The sequence below is a fragment of the Cupriavidus sp. FW305-F7 genome, from assembly GCF_058782875.1.
On the sequence record NZ_JBYSYC010000018.1, the window covers coordinates 105,654 to 125,289 of the forward strand.

General features: G+C 63.5%; 15 protein-coding genes. 10 read left to right on the plus strand and 5 right to left on the minus strand.

All coding sequences use genetic code 11. From position 1 onward, the window contains the following. Positions 1-43 precede the first annotated feature (43 nt). From AC3WL8_RS18430 to AC3WL8_RS18475, 10 genes are all read left to right on the plus strand, one after another. Positions 44-1,588, plus strand: a complete 1,545-nt coding sequence (locus tag AC3WL8_RS18430) for a UxaA family hydrolase (protein ID WP_211981352.1) — start codon at positions 44-46, stop codon at positions 1,586-1,588. 37 nt (positions 1,589-1,625) lie between these two features. Beyond that, positions 1,626-2,567 (plus strand): SMP-30/gluconolactonase/LRE family protein, encoded by a 942-nt coding sequence (locus tag AC3WL8_RS18435; RefSeq protein WP_153954053.1) that lies wholly within the window; start codon positions 1,626-1,628, stop codon positions 2,565-2,567. Positions 2,568-2,649: 82 nt separating this feature from the next. Continuing rightward, complete coding sequence (locus tag AC3WL8_RS18440; protein ID WP_211981349.1) at positions 2,650-3,942, plus strand: MFS transporter; 1,293 nt, start codon at positions 2,650-2,652, stop codon at positions 3,940-3,942. 105 nt (positions 3,943-4,047) lie between these two features. After that, complete coding sequence (locus AC3WL8_RS18445) at positions 4,048-4,857, plus strand: NAD-dependent epimerase/dehydratase family protein (RefSeq protein WP_211981348.1); 810 nt, start codon at positions 4,048-4,050, stop codon at positions 4,855-4,857. Positions 4,858-5,315: 458 nt separating this feature from the next. Continuing rightward, complete coding sequence (locus tag AC3WL8_RS18450) at positions 5,316-6,062, plus strand: hypothetical protein (protein WP_492378523.1); 747 nt, start codon at positions 5,316-5,318, stop codon at positions 6,060-6,062. A 16-nt stretch (positions 6,063-6,078) separates the two neighbouring features. Next, on the plus strand, positions 6,079-6,999 hold the full coding sequence (locus AC3WL8_RS18455) for a 2OG-Fe(II) oxygenase (protein WP_153954060.1): 921 nt from the start codon (positions 6,079-6,081) through the stop codon (positions 6,997-6,999). A gap of 19 nt (positions 7,000-7,018) precedes the next feature. Beyond that, positions 7,019-8,101 carry a GntR family transcriptional regulator gene (locus AC3WL8_RS18460; RefSeq protein ID WP_371827399.1) on the plus strand — a complete coding sequence of 361 codons (1,083 nt, stop codon included), beginning with the start codon at positions 7,019-7,021 and terminating at the stop codon, positions 8,099-8,101. A 238-nt stretch (positions 8,102-8,339) separates the two neighbouring features. After that, positions 8,340-9,920: a gamma-glutamyltransferase family protein gene (locus AC3WL8_RS18465; RefSeq protein WP_153954087.1), complete on the plus strand. Its 1,581-nt coding sequence runs from the start codon at positions 8,340-8,342 to the stop codon at positions 9,918-9,920. A 105-nt stretch (positions 9,921-10,025) separates the two neighbouring features. Beyond that, positions 10,026-11,300 (plus strand): oxalate/formate MFS antiporter, encoded by a 1,275-nt coding sequence (gene oxlT, locus AC3WL8_RS18470; RefSeq protein WP_153954061.1) that lies wholly within the window; start codon positions 10,026-10,028, stop codon positions 11,298-11,300. A 150-nt stretch (positions 11,301-11,450) separates the two neighbouring features. After that, positions 11,451-12,995: an amidase family protein gene (locus AC3WL8_RS18475; protein WP_492378524.1), complete on the plus strand. Its 1,545-nt coding sequence runs from the start codon at positions 11,451-11,453 to the stop codon at positions 12,993-12,995. Between the two features lie 264 nt (positions 12,996-13,259). On the opposite strand, the gene AC3WL8_RS18480 is transcribed toward AC3WL8_RS18475, so the two are convergent. The 5 genes from AC3WL8_RS18480 to AC3WL8_RS18500 form a co-directional block, all read right to left on the minus strand. Beyond that, positions 13,260-14,240: a Bug family tripartite tricarboxylate transporter substrate binding protein gene (locus AC3WL8_RS18480; RefSeq protein ID WP_153954063.1), complete on the minus strand. Its 981-nt coding sequence runs from the start codon at positions 14,238-14,240 to the stop codon at positions 13,260-13,262. Positions 14,241-14,476: 236 nt separating this feature from the next. Further along, complete coding sequence (gene phnE / locus AC3WL8_RS18485) at positions 14,477-15,499, minus strand: phosphonate ABC transporter, permease protein PhnE (RefSeq protein WP_114135014.1); 1,023 nt, start codon at positions 15,497-15,499, stop codon at positions 14,477-14,479. 11 nt (positions 15,500-15,510) lie between these two features. Next, complete coding sequence (gene phnC / locus AC3WL8_RS18490; RefSeq protein WP_153954064.1) at positions 15,511-16,287, minus strand: phosphonate ABC transporter ATP-binding protein; 777 nt, start codon at positions 16,285-16,287, stop codon at positions 15,511-15,513. Beyond that, a complete protein-coding gene (locus AC3WL8_RS18495; RefSeq protein WP_211981345.1) occupies positions 16,287-17,234 on the minus strand; it encodes a phosphate/phosphite/phosphonate ABC transporter substrate-binding protein in 948 nt (315 codons plus the stop codon). Before AC3WL8_RS18495 ends, phnC begins: the two co-directional genes overlap by 1 nt. A gap of 118 nt (positions 17,235-17,352) precedes the next feature. Then, positions 17,353-19,503, minus strand: coding sequence for a phosphocholine-specific phospholipase C (locus AC3WL8_RS18500; RefSeq protein WP_211981344.1), 2,151 nt, complete (start codon positions 19,501-19,503; stop codon positions 17,353-17,355). Between the last annotated feature and the right edge of the window lie 133 nt (positions 19,504-19,636).

A 19,636-nucleotide genomic window follows, 5' to 3' on the forward strand; every position in this document is an offset into this window, starting at 1 on the left:
GGCGCCTGGCCTTTATCCGATTCCGCAATCCAGGAAAAGTAGTATGGAAACCCAGAAGAAGAGCATCATCGGACCTTGCATCCGCCTGCATCCCGCGGACAACGTGTTGGTAGCCCGCATGAACGTGGCCATCGGCGCGCAAGTGCCGGGGGAAACCTGGGGCGTGCGCAGCCAGGTGCCCGCCGGCCACAAGATCGCCGCCCGCTTGATCAAGGCCGGTGAGCCGATCCTGAAGTACAACGTGTGCATCGGTTTTGCCGCGGCCGATATCCAGCCGGGCAGCTACGTGCATTCGCACAACGTCAGCTTCCAGGAATACGAGCGGGACTACGCCTTCGGCCGCGACTACCAGCCCGTGGTCCCGGTCGAGGCCGGCCGGCAGGCGAGCTTCGACGGCATCGTGCGCGCCGACGGCCGGGTGGGCACGCGCAACTATCTCGGCATCCTTTCCACGGTGAATTGCTCGGCTACCGTTGTACGCAAGATAGCGGAGTGGTTCACGGCGGAGCGGCTGGCAGATTTCCCCAACGTCGATGGCGTGGTGGCGTTCAGTCACTCGCTGGGCTGCGGCATGGAGATGTCCGGCGAGCCGATGGATCTGCTGCGCCGGACCATGGCCGGCTATGCGCGCCACGCCAACCTGGGCGCCGCGCTGATCGTGGGGCTGGGCTGCGAACGCAACCAGCTCAACGGCCTGCTCGACACGCAGTCTCTGCAACCTGGCCCCTTGCTGCGTACCTTCGTCATGCAGGAAAGCGGCGGCACGCGCCAGACCATTGAGGCCGGCATTGCCGCGGTCATGGAACTGCTACCGCAAGTCAATCGCGTGGAGCGCCGTCCGGTGCCGGCCAGCCACCTGACCGTGGGCCTGCAGTGCGGCGGCTCGGACGGGTTTTCGTCCATCACCGCCAATCCGGCGCTGGGCGCGGCCGTGGATCTGCTGGTGCACCACGGCGGCACCGCCATCCTGTCGGAGACGCCGGAAATCTATGGGGTGGAGCACACGCTGACGCGCCGTGCCGCCAGCCGCGCAGTCGGCGAGAAGCTGCTGGAACGCGTGCGCTGGTGGAAGGAGGACTATTCCGTCGGACGCGATGTGCAGATCAACGGCGCCGTCAGCCCGGGCAACCAGATGGGCGGCCTGGCCAACATCTTCGAGAAGTCACTGGGCTCGTCGATGAAGGGCGGTACAGGTCCGCTGATGGAGGTGTACCGCTACGCCGAGCCGGTCACGCAGCACGGGCTGGTATTCATGGACACGCCGGGCTACGACCCGGTCTCGGCCACCGGCCAGATCGCCGGCGGCGCCAACCTGATCGCCTTTACCACCGGACGCGGCTCGATGTTCGGCGCCAAGCCTGTCCCCAGCGTCAAGCTGGCCACCAATTCGCCGATGTATCGCCGGCTGGAGGAAGACATGGACCTGAATTGCGGCACGATTCTCGACGGCGAGAAAACCATTGAGCAGGTCGGCGAAGAGATCTTCCAGTTGATGCTGCGTACCGCTTCGGGCAAGGCGTCGAAGAGCGAACTGCTTGGGCTCGGGGACAACGAATTCGTGCCCTGGCATATCGGCATCATGAGCTGATTTCCGACATACGGGAACAGCCAGAAGGAAAGTAGTCATGTGGCAACCAAGTGCACGCTACCCCGATCCCCGCATCCAGGTGCTGGAACCGGAGTTCGAGAAATACCGGATCGCCTACGCCGCCGTGGAGCAGATCGCAACTGGATTCCGCTGGGCGGAAGGGCCAGTCTGGTTCGGCGATGGCCGCTTTTTGTTGTGGAGCGACATTCCGAATAACCGGATGATGAAGTGGGAAGAGGAGACTGGCGCGGTCAGCGTGTACCGGCAACCATCCGGCTACGCCAATGGCAACACGCGCGACCGGCAAGGGCGGTTGATCACATGCGAGCACGGCGGCCGCCGCGTTGTGCGCACCGAATATGACGGCAGCCTCACGGTGCTGATCGACAGCTTTGAGGGAAAGCGCCTCAATTCGCCCAACGACGTCGTCGTCAAATCCGACGGCTCCATCTGGTTCACCGATCCGCCCATGGGGATACAGGGCAATTACGAAGGTCGCGCCGCGACCCCGGAACTGCCGCATTCGGTCTACCGGATCGACGCCGGCTCGGGCTCGCCGACCGTCATGACAACGGAACTGAAGGGGCCTAACGGCCTGTGCTTCTCGGCCGACGAGCGCATCCTGTACGTCATCGAGTCGCGCGGGACGCCCGGGCGCAAGATCTGGGCCTATGACGTCGTCGACAGTGGCACGCGCATCGCCAACGGAAGGATCCTGCTTGATGCGGGCGCAGGAACCCTCGACGGTATGCGCTGCGATGTTCACGGAAACCTCTGGTGTGGCTGGGGCATGGGCAGCGACGATCTTGACGGCGTCATGTGCGTGTCACCCGCAGGAAGACTGATCGGGCGCATCGCACTTCCGGAACGCTGTGCCAATCTTTGTTTTGGCGGACCAATGCGCAATCGCCTCTTTATGGCTTCTTCCCAGTCGATCTATGCCTTGTATGTCAACACGCAAGGCGCCGTCGGCGGCTGAATCTCAGTCTTTTGGCACTCAATTAATTCGCAAATAATTTTTTTGTAATTTTATTTACAAATAGTATAGGTTTTTGGAGGCAATGATGTCTGGAAAGTATCGCTATGTAGTAGCCGGGTTACTATTTTCGGCCGGGATGATCAACTACATGGATCGCGCAGCGCTGGGCGTCGTTGCACCGATTATTAGCAAAGAGCTGGACATTTCCCCGTCGGAGCTCGGCATTGTCTTTAGCAGCTTCTTTTTTGGCTATTCCATCTTTGCTTTTGTCGGCGGACATCTTGCCGACCGCTACGGGCCCAAGCGCGTTTTTTCCTGGGCGATGGGCGGCTGGTCACTGGTGTGTGGACTCACCGCCGCCGTGACCGGCTTCACGACCCTGCTGGTGACGCGTGCGCTATTTGGTTTCGGCGAAGGGCCGATGAATTCGACCACCAACCGGACCATTACCAACTGGTTCCCGCGTAGTGAAACCGGCCGAATGATCGGCTTTTCCTTCTCGGGGCAAACGCTCGGCAGTGCCATTGCCGGCCCGATTGTGGGACTGGTGGCAATCGCTTTCGGGTGGCGTATTTCCTTTGTCGTGATTGCGCTGATTGGCTTGATCTGGATCGTCTTCTGGCGCTTCTTCGTTACCGATAGCCCGGTACAGAGCCGCCGTGTGGGCGCGGACGAATTGCGTCTGATCGAAGAGAGCCGCAGTGCCGCGCACCCAGCCGACGACGGCGACCGCGGAACGACGCTGCGCGAGCATCTGTTCAAGCCCAGCGTACTGGCGCTGGGCACCGGCTTGTTTGCCGTGAACTACACACTGTTCATTTTTGTATCGTGGCTGCCGAGCTATTTCACCAATGCCCTGCACCTTGACCTGAAACAGATGAGCATGCTGAGCACGATTCCCTGGGCGTGCGGCGCAATCGGCTATTTCGGCGGCGGCCTCGTGGGCGATTTCATCTACAAGCGCATGAAGAACCCGCTGAATGCACGCAAGCTCTCTGCGGTCGTGCCGCTCGCCTTGTCCGCAGTCGCCATGCTCGTAGTGAGTTTCGCTACGCAGACAGCGACAGCAGTGGCTCTGGTGGCGGCTGCGGTGCTGTTCCTGACCGCCGCCTCTCAGTCTTGCTGGGCCCTGATGCACGAACTCGTTCCGGGGAAGCATCTGGGCGGCGTCAGTGGCTTTGTGCACCTCATGGGCAATATCTCCGGCATCATCGGCCCCACCGTAACAGGCTTCGCGGTTCAGTACTTCGGAGGCTACGGCAGCGCCTTCGCGCTTGGCGCAACCATCGACGTGGTGGGCGTACTGGCCATGGTATTCGTGATCAATGGCCGCGCCACACAGAGTCAACCGGCGGTGAGCAGGTCCGCTGCATAGCTTGCGTTCACCGCTGCCTCAGCAAGGATGGCGGCTGTCCATCCTTCCCGTCAGAGGTGCCGGCTTGCATAAGCAGGCCGACCACACACCATTTTGGATAAGTACATGAAGCGGATTTTGATTACCGGTGCTGCCGGCCACATCGGCCGTGCGCTGCGCAAAGGGTTGCAAGGGCAGTACGAACTGATACGGCTTGCCGATGTCGCATCCCAGGCGCCTGCCGCTGCCGGCGAGGAAGTCGTGACGGCTGACATTACCGACATCGAACAGCTAGCGCATGCGATGCAGGGAATCGATTGTGTCGTTCACCTGGCCGGCATTCCCGACGAGGACACATGGGACCGTATTCGCCGCCTGAACATTGAAGGCTGCTACAACGTGTTCGAGGCGGCCCGCATGGCTGGCGTCAAACGCGTGATTTTTGCCAGCTCGAATCATGCTGTTGGCTTTCATCGCCGTGATCGGATGATCGATGACCGAGTCATGCCGCGACCGGACAGCCGCTATGGTCTGTCCAAAGTATTTGGCGAAGCGCTTGGCCGTCTCTACGCGGACAAATATGGCCTGTCAGTGGCTTGTCTGCGTATCGGGTCATTCCGTCCAGACGACCAACCCACGGTGGAACGCCACCTTTTCTCTTGGATCAGTCATCGAGACATGGTGCAGTTGACGCGCCGGGCGATAGATGCTCCGAAGTACCACTTCCTGATCGCATATGGCGTGTCCGCCAATGCCAGAAATCGTTGGGACAACGCCAACGTACGCTTCCTTGGCTATGTACCAGAGGATGATGCGGAGCGATCCGGTGCTGGCGTCCTGGAATCCGGTGTCCGTGAGGATAAGCGCGAAGCTCTGTTCCACGGCGGTTTTGGTTGTCTTGTCGAATTTGCGGGACGGCTTGAGGATATCGATTGAACGTGTACTGTTGGGTCGATAATCGCCTCGGTATGGTGTCTTCCTTGATACGCTCGCTATCTTTGAACGGGCACTGCGCGTCGCTCCTCCGGGCCATGCCCCGCACTGACTGAGCTGAACGCGCATTGGCTCAGTCCGCTATTACGCAGTCCCGCCGCCACCCCGTTGATGGTGCGGCGGGATTGAAGCTGAGCCGCCCGCTGCTGCAGCGCAATTCGCGCTCACGCACAATCTGCATACGTCAATACATCCTTAACACCGCGCCGCCGGATCCAGGCGGCGGCGCGTCCCTCCGCAATGCGTCGTCCCGTCTCCGGTCCTTTTTGTGCTAACTGCACCTCGACACAGAATTGTCATGTCGTCATCTAATACTGGTCGCGCCTCACGCAAGAACAACTCCCTCACATTATTCCGACCGCCTTGATCAAAAGGGCAGGTCCCAACATTCTGGACCAGGAATGGCAACGTTCCAATCAACTCGCTGTATTCTTGTTTTACCCGCGGTCGCATCGGCCTGCATACTGACGGCATGCGGCGGAGACGGCAGCACCAGCGCTGGCACCAGCACGGACCCGGGCCAGGGCCAGGGCCAGGGCACGCAGTCCATTGCCGGCGTCGTCGCGACCAGCGGCTTCATCCCCGGCAGCGCGACCGAGCCCACGCTGAAACCCGGGTACTATCAGGGCGCCCTGGTCTGCGCTGACGCCAATGAAAACGGCAAGTGTGAGAGCTCGGAGAATCCGGCTACCACCGACGCGCATGGCGCCTTCAAGCTGAACGTCAGCGGCCCCACTTCGTTGATCGCCGATATTGGTACCTCGGCCGTGAACACGGGGACGCGCGCGCCCGTCACCAGCCGGATGGTGCTGCGCGCCTCGCTGGATCAGGTGAATGAACAGATCGGCGGGGGTGTCGTGATCAGCCCCTTGTCGAGCGAGGTGGAGCGCCTCGTCGAGGCGAACGGCACGAGCTATGCGATTGAGAAGGCCAACCTGGCCCAGCGCCTCGACGTCGGCATCGATGCGGTGCTGGCAGACATCGGCTCGGCGTCGGGGACGGCGGCCGCGCCGTGGATGCGAACGCCGGAAGCACTGCGCGCATTCCCGATGGCCGCGCGCGTGATTGAAGGGGCCGGGACGATGCAGTTGCGCGAAGGCTTCCACCTGACGACGGATGGATGGGCCCCGAACGACGATCTCAGCTGAACGGAGCCTGCCTGCCATGTCAGAGACTACGCTCGCCCTAATCAACTTCCCTCCCGCGCTGCGCGACTGGATCACGCAGGGGCTGCAGCGCGGCGGCGCGCCCGGCGAAATGGCGCAGGCCCTGGCCTCGCAGGGCTACGATCCGCTGGTCGCGCGCGAGCTGGTGGCTGCCTTCGAGCGCGCGTACCGCGACGGCGCGCCCTTGCCGCGGAACAGCATCACGGTGTCCCGCGGCAAGCCGACGGCTCCTGGCGTGCGCCTGGCGCGACTGGGACGAGGCACGCTGCTCGGCGCCACCGATCGCGAGGTACGCGTGCTGTCGCGCATGGACAATCCGGCGGTCGCCGTGCTCGAAGGCGTGCTCAGCCATGACGAATGCGACGCGCTGGTCGCGATGGCGCAGCCGCGGCTCGTGCCCTCCACTACGGTCGATCCTTCGACGGGTTTCACAGTGGTTAGCGACGAGCGCACCAGCCACGGCATGTTCTTCCGGCTGCAGGAAAACGCGCTGGTGGCGCGCATCGACCAGCGCATCTCCGCGCTGATGCGGCTGCCAGTGGAGAACGGCGAAGGCTTGCAGGTGCTGCGCTATGGCGTGGGCGCGCAAAGCACGCCGCACTACGACTTCCTGATGCCAACCAACGCGGCCAACCGGGCTTCGCTGGCGCGCAGCGGGCAACGGGTCAGCACGTTGGTCGTGTATCTCAACGATGTCGACGCCGGCGGCGAGACCACGTTTCCCGAGATCGGCTTCGCGGTTTCGCCGCGCAAGGGCAATGCGGTGTATTTCGAGTACTGCGATGCGGCCGGTCAACTCGACGGCAGGACGCTGCACGCGGGGGCGCCAGTGCAGGCCGGCGAGAAATGGGTCGTCACTAAATGGATGCGGCAGCGGCGCTTCGTGCCCGCCGGCGGAAAGGATCGTGTGTCCAGTTAGTGGCCGAGATAGAGCGCACTTGCACGATGGCGATCAACAAGCTCAGCGCAAGCATGATCGGGAACAACGGCAGCGGTGCCTTGGCCGCCTTGTCCGCTGCTTTGATGGCCTGTGCCTGCTCGCGCAGGCACAGGCCGAGGCCCGGTGCGGTCCGGCCGGTTTTCAACGTCTTCGGGATGCCCGCAAATCGGTGGTATGCTTTCGCGCACGCCACGCGTGTCGCTCTGCCGCCCGCCAAAGCGATGCCCATTTCGATGTCAGTCCGATGCGCCGCACGACGCCCCTGCCAGGCCCTTCTTCAGCTACCCAAGCAGACTCCGGCTTTCCAGGCTCTCCGCCAGAGGTACAGGAGCGCCAGGGCGGCGCGGCAATAACCGGCGAATCGTCCCGTTCGCAACGTGCCTACTTCAGCCTGCGGGACGACATCTTTGCGTTCCGGCTGTTGCCTGGCGACCGCTTTTCCGAGAACGATGTCGCGGAGCGGTTCGGCATCTCCCGTACGCCGGTACGCGAGGCGCTGCTGCGCCTGCAGTCCGAAGGACTGGTGCGCGGGCACTTCCGCAACGGCTGGGAGGTGGTGCCGATCGACCTGGCGCGCTTCGAGGCACTTTATGACCTGCGCACCTTGCTGGAGACCCATGCCGCCATGCGCCTGTGCCAGCAGCCGGTGTCGCCGCGCGTGGATCGCGCGTGCCTGGAGGTGCTGGCAGCCACGTGGCAAGTCCCGCCTGCCGAACGCCTGACCGACGGCAACCAGGTTGCCGACCTGGACGAGGCGTTCCACCGAGCCATCGTCTGCGCCGCGGGTAATCCGGAGGCAGCCGCGGTACATCAACAGGTCACGGACCGCATCCGGATCATCCGGCGCCTCGATTTTGCCTACGGCGAGCGCATCGCCCTCACGTATGAGGAGCACGCCAATATCCTCACGGCGCTGCTGGCCTGTGATGGCGCGCGGGCGGTCGAGTTGTTGACCGGCCATATCGAAGAAGGGCGCGTCGAGGTCAGCCGCCTGACCACCGAACGGCTGGAACAAGCCCGCACCAACCTCGAGCGCCCGCTTGCCACCGACGCACCGCCGCGTCGCAGGCGCTTCGGGTAAGCCCCAATATGGTGCCGTCGGCGCCATAATTTTTCCCACTTCCCGTTACCTTCCCCTGTCGGGGAATTCCCCGCTATCGCTAGCAACGCCTTGACCGGCGCGGCATCGCTTGCCCTGCAGTAGTGGCAGGGGATGGCGTGGCACAGGCCTTGCGTTGTGTTCCGTGAATTTTATGTATACATAATTTCCGGAGCACATTGTGACATTTCATCGGAACCCCATCCGCGGCAGCCGCGGCATGGCGGTCGCGCCGCACGCCCTGGCTTCGCAGAGTGCACTGGCGATCCTGCGCGAAGGCGGAAACGCCGTCGAAGCGATGATCGCGGCCGCGGCCACGATCGCGGTTGCCTACCCGCATATGAACAGCATCGGCGGCGACAGCTTCTGGCTGATCGCGCGCCCGAATGAGGCGCCCCGCGGCCTCGAAGCGTGCGGTGCGGCGGCAGGGGCTGCCAGCATCGAGCGCTACCGTGAAGCGGGCCTCGCGACGATCCCGTTCCGCGGCGGGATGGCGGCCAACACAGTCGCCGGGACGGTGTCCGGCTGGCATGCCGCGCGCACCTGGTCGCGCGAGACGCTGGGCGGGCGCATGCCGCTGTCGCGGCTGCTTGCCGATGCCATCGGCTATGCCCGCCACGGCGTTCCGGTCACGCATAGCCAGGCGGCCTGCATTGCGGCGAGGGCCCATGAGCTCTCTGGAATAACCGGATTTGCCGAGACGTTCCTGGCGGGCGGCGTGCCGCCGCTTGCCGGTGCGCGTTTTTGCCAGCCGCGCCTGGCTGCCACGCTGGAGCAACTGGCGGAAGCGGGGCTTGACGATTTCTACCGGGGCGACCTGGCCCGCAGCATTGCGCAGGACCTGGCCGCCGTCGGCAGCCCGCTCAGCCTGCAGGACCTCGCCGGACACCGCGCGGTATGGAAGGCGCCGCTGGTGCTGGCGCACTCGCGCGGCCGCGTCTATAACATGCCGCCACCCACTCAGGGGCTGGTGTCGCTGCAGATCCTGGGCCAGCTGGACCGCCTGCTCGATCTGCTGCCGGCGAGCGCCATGGCATCGACTGGCGCGCCCTACGTCCATGCCTGTGTCGAGGCAACCAAGCAGGCCTTTCTGGCCCGCGACCGCCATATCACCGATCCCGCGTACATGGACGTGGATCCACGGGACCTGCTTGCGCCGGCCTGGCTCGATGCCGCGGCCGCGCGGGTCCGGCCCGACCAGGCGCTGCCGTGGGGAGAGGGCATGGGGCCAGCGGATACGGTCTGGATGGGCGTGGTCGACGCGGAGGGCGTCGCGGTCAGCTTTATCCAGAGCATCTATCACGAGTTCGGCAGCGGCGTCGTGCTGCCTGCCTCCGGCATCAACTGGCAGAACCGCGGCTGCAGCTTCTCGCTGGATCCCGCCGCGCGCAACCCGCTGATGCCGGGGCGCAAACCGTTCCACACGCTGAACCCGGCCCTGGCGCGCCTGGCCGACGGCCGCACGCTGGTCTACGGAAACATGGGCGGCGACGGCCAGCCCCAATCGCAGAGCGCAGTGTTCTCGCGCATCGTGCATTTCGGCATGAACCCGCAGGCCGCGATCGACGCCCCCCGCTGGCTGCTGGGCCGCACTTGGGGCCAGACCACCGACACGCTCAAGCTCGAGTCGCGCTTTCCGCAGGCGACCTGCGACGCTTTGCGCACACTTGGCCACGAGATCGAGCTCTTGCAGCCGTATGACGAAACCATGGGCCATGCCGGCGCCATCGTGCTGCACCCCAGCGGGCTCTACGAAGGTGGCGCCGATCCCCGCAGCGATGGCGCCGTTGCCGCCTGGTAATCCGCGCCGGGATGCCGCTTGCCAATGCGCCTCGCGCGGCAGGTCCCGGTCTTCTACGCAGTTCCCCTTGTCCGATCCCCGAAGCTGGTCTGAAGGAGTAGTCCGATGAATACCGTTGCAGAGAACGCATCAACAGGTACCGCCCTAGCCTTGCCGGCGGCGCGCGAGCGCTGGATACAACTGGCGCTTGGCATGCTGTGCATGATGGCGATTTCCAGCCCGCAGTATGTCTGGACGCTGTTTACAAAACCGCTGGCCGCCAAGCTGGGGGTTCCGCTGTCTGAGTTGCAGGTCACGTTCTCGTTGCTGATCGTGCTGCAGACATTCTTCTCGCCGTTCCAGGGCGCGCTGATTGAACGCTTCGGGCCGCGCCGGCTGATTGCGCTTGGCACGGTGCTGTCGGGACTGAGCTGGGTACTGGCGGCGCAAACGCACAGTGTGGGGCTGCTGTACCTGACCTATGGCGTCGTGGGCGGCCTGGGCACGGGCATTGTCTACGTCGGGGTCGTCGGGCAGATGGTGCGCTGGTTCCCGGACCGGCGCGGGCTTGCCGTGGGCATGGTCGCAGCGGGATACGGCATGGGTGCCATCGCCACGACCTTTCCGATCGCCTCGGCACTGGCCCAGAAGGGACTGGAGGCCACGTTGTGGCAGTTCGGCCTTCTCTTTGCCGTGATCGGCTTCGTTGCCTCGCAAGGTCTTCGTTCGCCGCAGGGCGTGGTGCTGCCCGAACATATTGCGACGCGCACCGGTGCCAGGGCCGCCGCCGACGTCCCAACCCGCGAGATGCTGCGCACGCCGCTGTTCTGGCTGCTCTTTGCCATGATGACGATGATGTCCACCTCAGGACTGATGGTGACATCGCAGATGGCGACCTTCGCGAAGGACTTCGGCGTTGCCGGCGTGACTGTGCTCGGCATGGCCGCGCTGCCGCTGGCGTTGACGCTGGACCGGTTCACCAACGGACTGACGCGCCCGCTGTTTGGCTGGGTATCCGACCGCTGGGGCCGGGAGAACACCATGTGCTTCGCCTTCGCGCTGGAAGGCGTGGCGATGGCGCTGTGGCTGCTGACGCGCGAGAATGCGGTGCTGTTCGTGCTGCTGTCCGGCGTGGTGTTCCTGGGCTGGGGTGAGATCTTTTCGCTCTTTCCTTCCACGCTGACCGATACCTTCGGCACGCGCTATGCCACGACCAACTACGGCTGGCTCTATATCTCCCAGGGCATCGGGTCGATCCTGGGCGGACCGCTCGCTGCGCTGATGCACGAAAAGCTCGGTAGCTGGATGCCCGTGTTTGGTGTTGCCATCACCCTCGACATTGCGACTGCATTGCTCGCGATCGCGGTTCTCAAGCCGGCACGGCGACGGTATCTCAGATAACAGCTGGCTGGCGATCCTGATTTCTCTTTCATAACGATCAAAAATTTTCACCATGCCAGCCTCGATTGGCGGGCTGTACTTCAGAACCATCTGACCTTATCTATGCGCTTAAAAAGATATTCTTTCGGGATCCGATTCGCGGCAAATGCGATGGCATTACTTTCTGGAATCCTGCCATTCACGGCATATTCTGCCGAGAAATCCTTCAATATTATGGAGTCTTCGGTCGCAGACATTCATCAAGCGCTGAGGAGCGGAAGCCTGAGTTGCCATGGGCTGGTCCAGCGATATCTGGACCGGATTCACGCATATGACAAGCAAGGTCCCGCCTTGAATGCCATGCTCTACATGAATCCAGATGCGCTGGCCCAGGCAGATGAAATGGATCGCGAATTCCACCGCAGCGGAAAATTGAAACCACTGCAGTGCATCCCAACGGTGCTGAAGGACAATTACAACACGGCCGACATGCCGACCACCGCTGGCTCGGCTTCGCTGGCGGGTTCGCGGCCCACTGAAGACGCATTCGTGGTGGGCCGGCTGAAGCGGAGTGGCGCCGTGATTCTCGGCAAGACCAATCTTCAGGAATTCGCGCTGGGCGGGGTGACGGTCAGTTCGTTGGGCGGACAGACCAAGAATCCCTACGACCTCAAACTGACCCCGGGCGGATCGAGCGGCGGCACCGGGGCGGCACTGGCTGCCAATTTCGCCGCCATCGGCACCGGCTCGGATACGGCAAATTCGCTGCGCTCCCCGGCTTCCAACAATAGCCTAGTGTCGATTCGGCCTACGCTTGGACTGGTCAGCCGCTCGGGTATTGTGCCGGTTTCCTTCACGCAGGACGAGGCAGGCCCGATCACGCGTTCGGTGGCTGATGCCGCCCGCATGCTGGACGTCATGGCGGGGTACGATCAAGCCGATCCGGTGACCGCAATGAGCTGGGGCCATATCCCCGGGACCTATACGGCATACCTGGATAAAAACGGACTGAAAGGCGTGCGCATCGGTGTGATGCAATCCCTGTTCGGGACCGGGACCGATCACGAGGAAGTCAATCGCGTCATGGCACATGCGATTGACGTGCTGAAGAAAAAGGGAGCGGTCATGGTACCGGTCTCGACACCCGAGCTGGATACCGACAAGCTGAACGGCCAGCTCGATGTTCAGAAATACGAATACAAGAGCGTCATGAACCAGTACCTGAAGGATGTCGGAAGCAAGGCTCCCGCACATTCGCTGGACGACATCGTCGCCAGTGGGAAAACGCATCCGAGCCTGAGCAAATTCCTGCAGTCCGCCAAAGGCATCGAGAATGGCCTGAATGAGCCTGATTACAAGGACCGGCTGGTAAAGATCGACGCGCTCAAGATCCGGCTTGCCAACGTGATGGCGGAGAACCACCTCGATGCCATGATCTATCCACATCAGAAGCGGCTGCCCGTGCCGATCGGAGAGTATGACCAAAGAGAACGCAACGGCATTCTGGCTTCGCTGACCGGATTCCCGGCAGTGGTGGTGCCTGCCGGGTTCTCTTCTCCCACCGAGGAGGCCCCGCGCGGCGTGCCCGTCGGCCTGGAGTTTCTCGGTCGCCCGTGGAGCGAACCGCAACTCATCCGATACGCGTATGGTTTCGAGCAGGCGGCCCGCGCACGCAAGATGCCTGCTTCCACCCCGGGCCTGGCGCGCAACGACTGAGAATCCGCTTTTATCAAAGAGATGGCCCGCTCTGGTGCGCTCCGCCTGGCGCCTGCAAGAGCGCGGCCTGTCCCTTATGCCAACGGCGCTTGCCGGCGGAAATCGCGCCCAGCACGCCTGAGGAGTTCCTGGACCTCTCCCGCCGCGAGACGGTCAAGTGGGCCAGGATCGTGAAATTCTCCGGTGCCAGGATCGATTAAAGGAAATCCCCGTAAGTATTTGCTGCCGGCGTGGTCCCCGATGGCGTGTGCATGCCCGCTGCGTTCAGTTCAGGTGCACGTTTGCGGCTTTTACGAGTTTGCCCCACTTTGCTACGTCGTTTTGCATCAGTGCCGCCAGCTGCTTCGATGTGCCACCTTCCAGGATGACGCCCTGACTTGCCAGCTGCGAAACCAGGTCCGGAGATGCAACGGCCTTTTGCACCTGCGCGTTGAGCAGCTCCACGATCTCCTTCGGCGTGCCGGCCGGTGCCAGTAGCGCGAACCAGTTCTTGGCTTCGAATCCCGGCAACCCGGCTTCGCTCAGCGTCGGGATATCTGGACTCGTGGGCAGGCGCTTGGTCCCGACCACCCCCAGTGCCTTGAGCTTGCCGGCTTTCACCAGCGGCATGGACGACGGAACGCTGTCGAAGAACACCGAGACATTGCCGGCAAGCAGATCGGACATGACGTTATTGCTGCCCTTATAAGGGACATGCAGTATGTCGACACCCGTGGATATCTTGAACATTTCCAGTTCAAGGTGCGACAGCGTGCCGTTTCCCTGCGAAGCGGCGCTCAACTGCCCGGGCCTGGCTTTGGCCAACGCGATCAGTTCTTTCACCGAATTCGCCGGGACCGAAGGGTTCACGACCAGCATATGGGGTACATGGCCTACCAGCGATATCGGCGTGAAACTCTTCAGGATATCGAAGCTGAGTTTGCTGTAGAGGTTGGATGCGATGGCAAGCGAACCGGACGCCAGTAGCAGTGTGTAGCCATCGTGCGCCGCCTTGGCGACGACGTCTGCGCCGATGGTGCTGCCTGCACCAGGCCGGTTCTCCACCGTCACTGGCTGACCCAGTCCTTCAGACAACTTCTGGGCAATCGCTCTACCCAGGACATCCGTTGCACCGGCCGGCGGAAATGGGACCACCAGTCTGATTGGCTTGGATGGATATGCCTGCGCCTGCGCAGTACCAGCACCGAAAGCCAGTACGCAAATGGACAGCGCCAGGGCTGCCCCACGTACAACTACTTTCTTCATCGGACGCTCCCGAAAGATCAAACTCCACTGAGGCTGCAACCAGTTTGCAGCGGCAGCATCCGACGCAACGTCCGTGCCAGATCCTCTGCGGCCATGGGCCCTCATGGAGTTCGCTCACATGTGCACCACCTGCTTCGTCAGGCAGCGATGAGCCTGCGTATTCCGGGATGCGCGATCGACGATTTCGGCGGGTGAGTCTGGCCTCGGTTTTTGCCAAGGACGGCGTTGGCATGGACTCATATCAATCTCGCGCGCACGCGTGCCGAGAACTGGTCGAGCAGGAACACCACGATGAAGATCGCAATCAGGATGGTGGCAACATGGCCGTACTGGAACATGTCGAAGCGGCCTTTGAGTTCCTGTCCGATTCCGCCGGCGCCGACCAGTCCGATGACAGTCGCCATGCGAACGTTCCGATCCAGGATGTAGAGCGTATAGGCCGTGTATTGCGGCAGTACCTGCGGCATTACCGCGTACCACAGCGTCTTGAGTTTTCCCGCGCCGATGGCTTCCAGCGCCTCCTGTGGCTTGTTGTCGGCGTGCTCGATGTCCTCCGCGTAGAACTTGCCGAGAAAGCCGGCCGCATGCAGGCTCAGCGCCAGCACGCCGGCGATCGGACCGAAGCCGTAGGCCAGGACCAGGAACAGGGCGACGATCAGTTCCGGCGCAGACCGCAACAGGCTGATCGAGGCGCGCGCCAGCGTGTAGGTGAACCGGTTCGGCGTGTAGTTGCGCGCGGCGAGGCAGGCCAGCGGCATCGACAACAGGACCGACAGCACGGTGCCCCAGATGGCGATCTCGACGGTCTCAACCATCTTCACGAAGACGGTCCACAAATAGCCCATCGGCCTGACCAGGTACTCGGTGCGCTCCAGCCTGGTTTCCCATTGCAGGGATTGCGGATTCAGGTGCTGTTCGCGGTTCTCCTGGATTTCGATATGGGAGAACATGGGCAAGTGCCGGCGATCGAGCCCGGGCAAGCGCGCCACTTCTTCCCTTTCGCCAAGCGCCGGGGGCCACATCGACTCGGCCACGCGCGACAGGCCGCGCACCACCTGCGAGTCAGGGCTCAGGCCAAGCAGGTTGCCCACGGCTTGCCCCGTCATGGTCACCATGCGGTCCATTTCGGTGCGCTGGCCGGTATAGAGCAAGGCCGCCAGCAATGCCAGCACGATCAGCAAATGGCGCGCACTGTAAGGTTGGTCGAGTTTCCAGTCGGCTTGCGTGCCGGGAATGGCTGGATGGGCGGGATTGTTCATGGCGGAGTCCTTCAAGCGGCAAGCGGTAGCGAGGGGGAGGGTGCGGCTTCTTCCCAGCTGACGCCGCCATACAATCGCTCGACTACCTCATCCGTGAAATCGGCGGGTGTCCCGTCGAACACGATGCGGCCGCTGCGCATCCCGACGATGCGGTCGCCGAACTCGCGCGCCAGGTCGACCTGGTGCAAGCTGCAAAGGACAGCGCTATTGCAGGCGCGCGCGGCGTCCCGGATCAGGGTCAGGATGTCGCGAGAGATGCGGGGGTCCAGGCTGGCGACCGGCTCGTCAGCCAGGATGACTTCGGGGTCGAGCATAAAGGCGCGGGCAATGCCGACGCGCTGCTGTTGCCCGCCCGAGAGTTCGCCGGCGCGGCGCGGCAAGTGCGACGGGTCAAGGCCCACGCCGGCCAGCAGGGCGCACGCGCGTGCGCGGTACCGGGGTTCAAACCAGCCTAGCAGCGCTCGCCACATTGAAACCTCCGGCAACGCGCCGGCCAACACATTGCGCGCAACGCTCATGCGCGGGGTCAGGTTGAAATGCTGATGGATCATGGCAACCCGGCGGCGCAGCTGGCGCTCGGTGGCGCGGGTCAGCTCGATGCCGTCGATTGCCACGCCGCCCGTGCCTGGTCTCATCAAGCCGTTGACGGCGCGCAGCAGCGTCGATTTGCCCGCGCCCGACGGCCCGAGCACAACGCAGAATTGCCCGCGCGGCACCGACAGGCTGACGTCGGACAAGGCCGCCGTACCATCGGGCCAGACCTTGGATACGCTATCGAAGTCGATCATCAGTGCGCACCGGCCTTCATGATGATGTCGGCCTTGACCTGGTCGGTCACCAGCTCGAACATCTTGCCCGCGGCCGCCATGTCGGTTTCGCTCACCTTGGAGGTATAGCCGTCGACCTTGCTGCCGCCATAGCCGCGGATCTGATCCTTGGTGATGCCGGGCAGCTTGTTGATGTTGTTGAAGGCATCGCGCAGCCTGGCCTTTACGCCGTCGCTCAGTTTCGGATGCATGGCGAGCGGCGGATAGGGAATCGGCGCGCTCTTCGCCACCACCTTGATCCTGGCGGGATCGATGGCCTTTGCGTTGGCTGCTTTCTCGAAGGAATCGAACGAGGCGCCACCGGCATCGACCAGGCCTTCGGCCAGGGCCTTGAGCACATTGGCGTGGCTGCCGGCCATGCTGATCATGGCAGCGTCCCTGGCCGGCCGGACACCGGATGAAAGCATCATGGCCACGGGCACATTGAAGCTCGACGTCGAGTTGACATCGCCGAGCGCGATCTTCTTGCCCTTCAGGTCCCGGATCCGCTCGATGCCGGCATCGGCGCGGGCGAAAATGCCCGAGTAGTACACCGACTGGCCGTCGCGCACGGCGAGCGCCAGCAACTCCGCGCAGCCGCGGGCGCGGGCCTGCAGATAGCTGGCCGGGCCATACCACGCGATATCGGCGGCGCCATTGCACATCGCCTCGACCACGGCGCCGTAGCTCTGTCCGATCTTGATATCGAATTTCAGTCCCGTGGCCTGGCTGATGGCGCCGAAGATGGGCTCGAAATCCTTCTTCGTGCCATCCTCGGTGCCGCCGTCGGCCGGAATCAGCACGACGCGCAACGGGCTGGCCGCGCTGCCATCGTGCTGCGCCTGCGCGAATACGGTCGCGCTGCCGGCCAGGCCGGCGCAGGCCAATGCGATTGCCGTGATGGTCCGGATGCAAAATCGGCGGTACATGGTGATAGGTCCTTCCCTCGGTGGTATAGCCGCCGCCGTCGGCGGCGAATGGACAAGCGGCCTGCACCAAGGCAGGCCGCCCGCTCAATAGTCAAAGAAAATTAGCAGGTGCCGGAAATCACGCGGCGGGCATGGCCATGGCCGGATCGCTGACGCTGTCCTTGCCGGTTTCCAGACGGCCGGCAAAGCGTCGCAGGTAGCTCGCGTCGTCCGCGCGCACGACGCTGAAGTCATACCAGCGCGCGCTCCTTTCCAGCGACCAGCGCTCTTCCACGACCTCGCCGCCCGGGGGTACGGTCAGCGTCCACGGGCCATCGTTGCGGTACGCGTTGGACTGTACCGTGACGGTGCACGCGGCGTTGCCGGTGTTGCGCATATGCAGGTACAACTGGCCGTTCTTCGGGTCGTAGCAGACCTGGCACTCCGGCTGCGCGCCGCTGGCGGCCGCGGTGCCGGTGAAATGCCGGACGAAGCCGTTCGGCCCGAGCACCCACAGGTCGTACTTGCCGTTGTCCGCGACGACGTCCCACGCGTCCGACAGGGTCTTGTCCGCTTCCACGGTGTAGCGTCGCGGGATGCGGTCCAGGTGCAGCTTGTCGTAGACATGAAACACCGCGCCCTGCATGCCGCTGTTGGCGAACAGCAGGGTCACGCTGCGGCCCCCACTGTCGACGCGCGCGCTGGTGTGCAGCTCATAGGGCAGGGCGCGCGAGAAGCGGGTGCCGATTTCCTGGAACAGCGGCTGTGGCGTGGCGGGCGGAGTCGGCGCCGGCATGGTCTTCTGCTGGGCTTCGATGATCGCGTAGTCGCTGGTATCGGGCAGTGCGGGGAATTTCGGGTCGTTAGGCGTGGCGAAATCGAAGGCCGAGGTGAGATCGCCGCTGACCGCGCGGTGCCAGGGGCTGATGGCGGGAATGGTGATGCCGAAGCGCTGCTCGAGGAAGCGGCCCACCGAGGTGTGATCGAAGGTCTGCGAATTGACCCAGCCGCCCTTGCTCCATGGCGATACCACGTACATCGGCACGCGCGGTCCCAGTCCCCACGGGCGCAGGTTGCCGCTGATGGTGTCCTGGGGATGCAGGTATTTGCGTGCCGGGTCCGAGAAATACTCGCCTTCCAGCGGCAGCGTCGACTTGCCGGCGAGCGTGCCGTCCAGGTTGTAGGAGGGCACGGCCGGCGGCGGCAGGTGATCGAACAGCCCGTCGTTCTCGTCGAAGGTCTGGAAGAACACGGTCTTGCTCCAGACCTCCGGGTTCGACGTCAGTGCGTTCAGCACCTGGGCGGTGAAGTTGCCGCCGTGCTGCGGGCTTGACGGCGCGCCCGGGTGTTCGGACTGCAGCTTGGTCGGCAGCACCCACACTACCTCGGGCAGCGTGCCGTTCATCACGTCGCGCTGCAGGTCCTCGATGGTCCACAGGCTCATGCCTTCCTTGTACAGCGGCGACTCCGGCTGCGCCGTGCGGAACGAATCGAAGGCCAGGCCACCGTGCATCGCGCCAGTCCAGTTGTCGTTCGGATCCTGGTAGATGCGCCAGCTGACGCCGGCCTTTTGCAGGACATCGGGAATCGTCGGCCAACGGAAAGACGAGCCGGCATAGGTGTAGCCCGGCGTCGGCAGCGCGCCCGTGATCCAGCAGCGCAGGTTGTTCGGCTCGGAGTCTGTATCGGTGCAGTTGACGCCGCTCTTGCCGAGTTCCGGGTTGAAGTTGGAACCCGCGAAGAAGACGATGCGGTTGGGATCCGTGCCGGTGGTGATGGAGCAGTGGTAGGCGTCGCAGATGGTGAAGGCTTCGGCCAGCGCGAACTGGAAGGGGATGTCGTCGCGCTTGTAGTAACCCATCGAGTAGGGCTTCTTGTACTTGGGCCACATGCCGAACTTGCCCTGGTTCCAGGCCGCCTGCGCATCGGAGAACGAGTGCGGCGTGCTCGGGACCAGCAGTGCGTTCATGGTCTGCTTGTCCAGGTGGAAGGGCGGGATTTCCTTCGTGCCATCCGACTGGTACCAGACCGGTTTGCCGCTTTCGAGCGGGATCGGGAAGCGGTCGCCGAAGCCTCGCACGCCTTTCATCGTGCCGAAGTAGTGATTGAAGGCACGGTTTTCCTGCATGAGGATGACGATGTGCTTGACGTCCTTGATGGTGCCTGTCTCTACCGCGGCGGGCACGGCAAGCGCGCGGCGGATGCTCGGCGGCAGCACCGTGAGCGCGGCGGCGGCACCCATGGCCTGGGTGGCGGTGCGGAGGAAATTGCGTCTGTCGTTGGATTGCATGTGGCTGACCTGTGGGCGATGGCGTGGGAAGAGATCAACAGAGGCTCAGGGGGCGCAGCGCAGCGTGTCCGCCGGCTTTTTTTGCTCGTTCGCTTGTGCCGATGAAAGTTGCTGTGACGTTGCCGTGGAGGCG

What these genes read in the sequence shown, in the direction of transcription:
- AC3WL8_RS18430 (WP_211981352.1), top strand. Translation starts at nt 44, where the DNA reads ATGGAAACCCAGAAGAAGAGCATCATCGGACCTTGCATCCGCCTGCAT.
- AC3WL8_RS18435 (WP_153954053.1), top strand. Translation starts at nt 1,626, where the DNA reads ATGTGGCAACCAAGTGCACGCTACCCCGATCCCCGCATCCAGGTGCTG.
- AC3WL8_RS18440 (WP_211981349.1), top strand. Translation starts at nt 2,650, where the DNA reads ATGATGTCTGGAAAGTATCGCTATGTAGTAGCCGGGTTACTATTTTCG.
- AC3WL8_RS18445 (WP_211981348.1), top strand. Translation starts at nt 4,048, where the DNA reads ATGAAGCGGATTTTGATTACCGGTGCTGCCGGCCACATCGGCCGTGCG.
- AC3WL8_RS18450 (WP_492378523.1), top strand. Translation starts at nt 5,316, where the DNA reads ATGGCAACGTTCCAATCAACTCGCTGTATTCTTGTTTTACCCGCGGTC.
- AC3WL8_RS18455 (WP_153954060.1), top strand. Translation starts at nt 6,079, where the DNA reads ATGTCAGAGACTACGCTCGCCCTAATCAACTTCCCTCCCGCGCTGCGC.
- AC3WL8_RS18465 (WP_153954087.1), top strand. Translation starts at nt 8,340, where the DNA reads ATGGCGGTCGCGCCGCACGCCCTGGCTTCGCAGAGTGCACTGGCGATC.
- oxlT (WP_153954061.1), top strand. Translation starts at nt 10,026, where the DNA reads ATGAATACCGTTGCAGAGAACGCATCAACAGGTACCGCCCTAGCCTTG.
- AC3WL8_RS18475 (WP_492378524.1), top strand. Translation starts at nt 11,451, where the DNA reads ATGGCATTACTTTCTGGAATCCTGCCATTCACGGCATATTCTGCCGAG.
- AC3WL8_RS18480 (WP_153954063.1), bottom strand. Translation starts at nt 14,240, where the DNA reads ATGAAGAAAGTAGTTGTACGTGGGGCAGCCCTGGCGCTGTCCATTTGC.
- phnE (WP_114135014.1), bottom strand. Translation starts at nt 15,499, where the DNA reads ATGAACAATCCCGCCCATCCAGCCATTCCCGGCACGCAAGCCGACTGG.
- phnC (WP_153954064.1), bottom strand. Translation starts at nt 16,287, where the DNA reads ATGATCGACTTCGATAGCGTATCCAAGGTCTGGCCCGATGGTACGGCG.
- AC3WL8_RS18495 (WP_211981345.1), bottom strand. Translation starts at nt 17,234, where the DNA reads ATGTACCGCCGATTTTGCATCCGGACCATCACGGCAATCGCATTGGCC.
- AC3WL8_RS18500 (WP_211981344.1), bottom strand. Translation starts at nt 19,503, where the DNA reads ATGCAATCCAACGACAGACGCAATTTCCTCCGCACCGCCACCCAGGCC.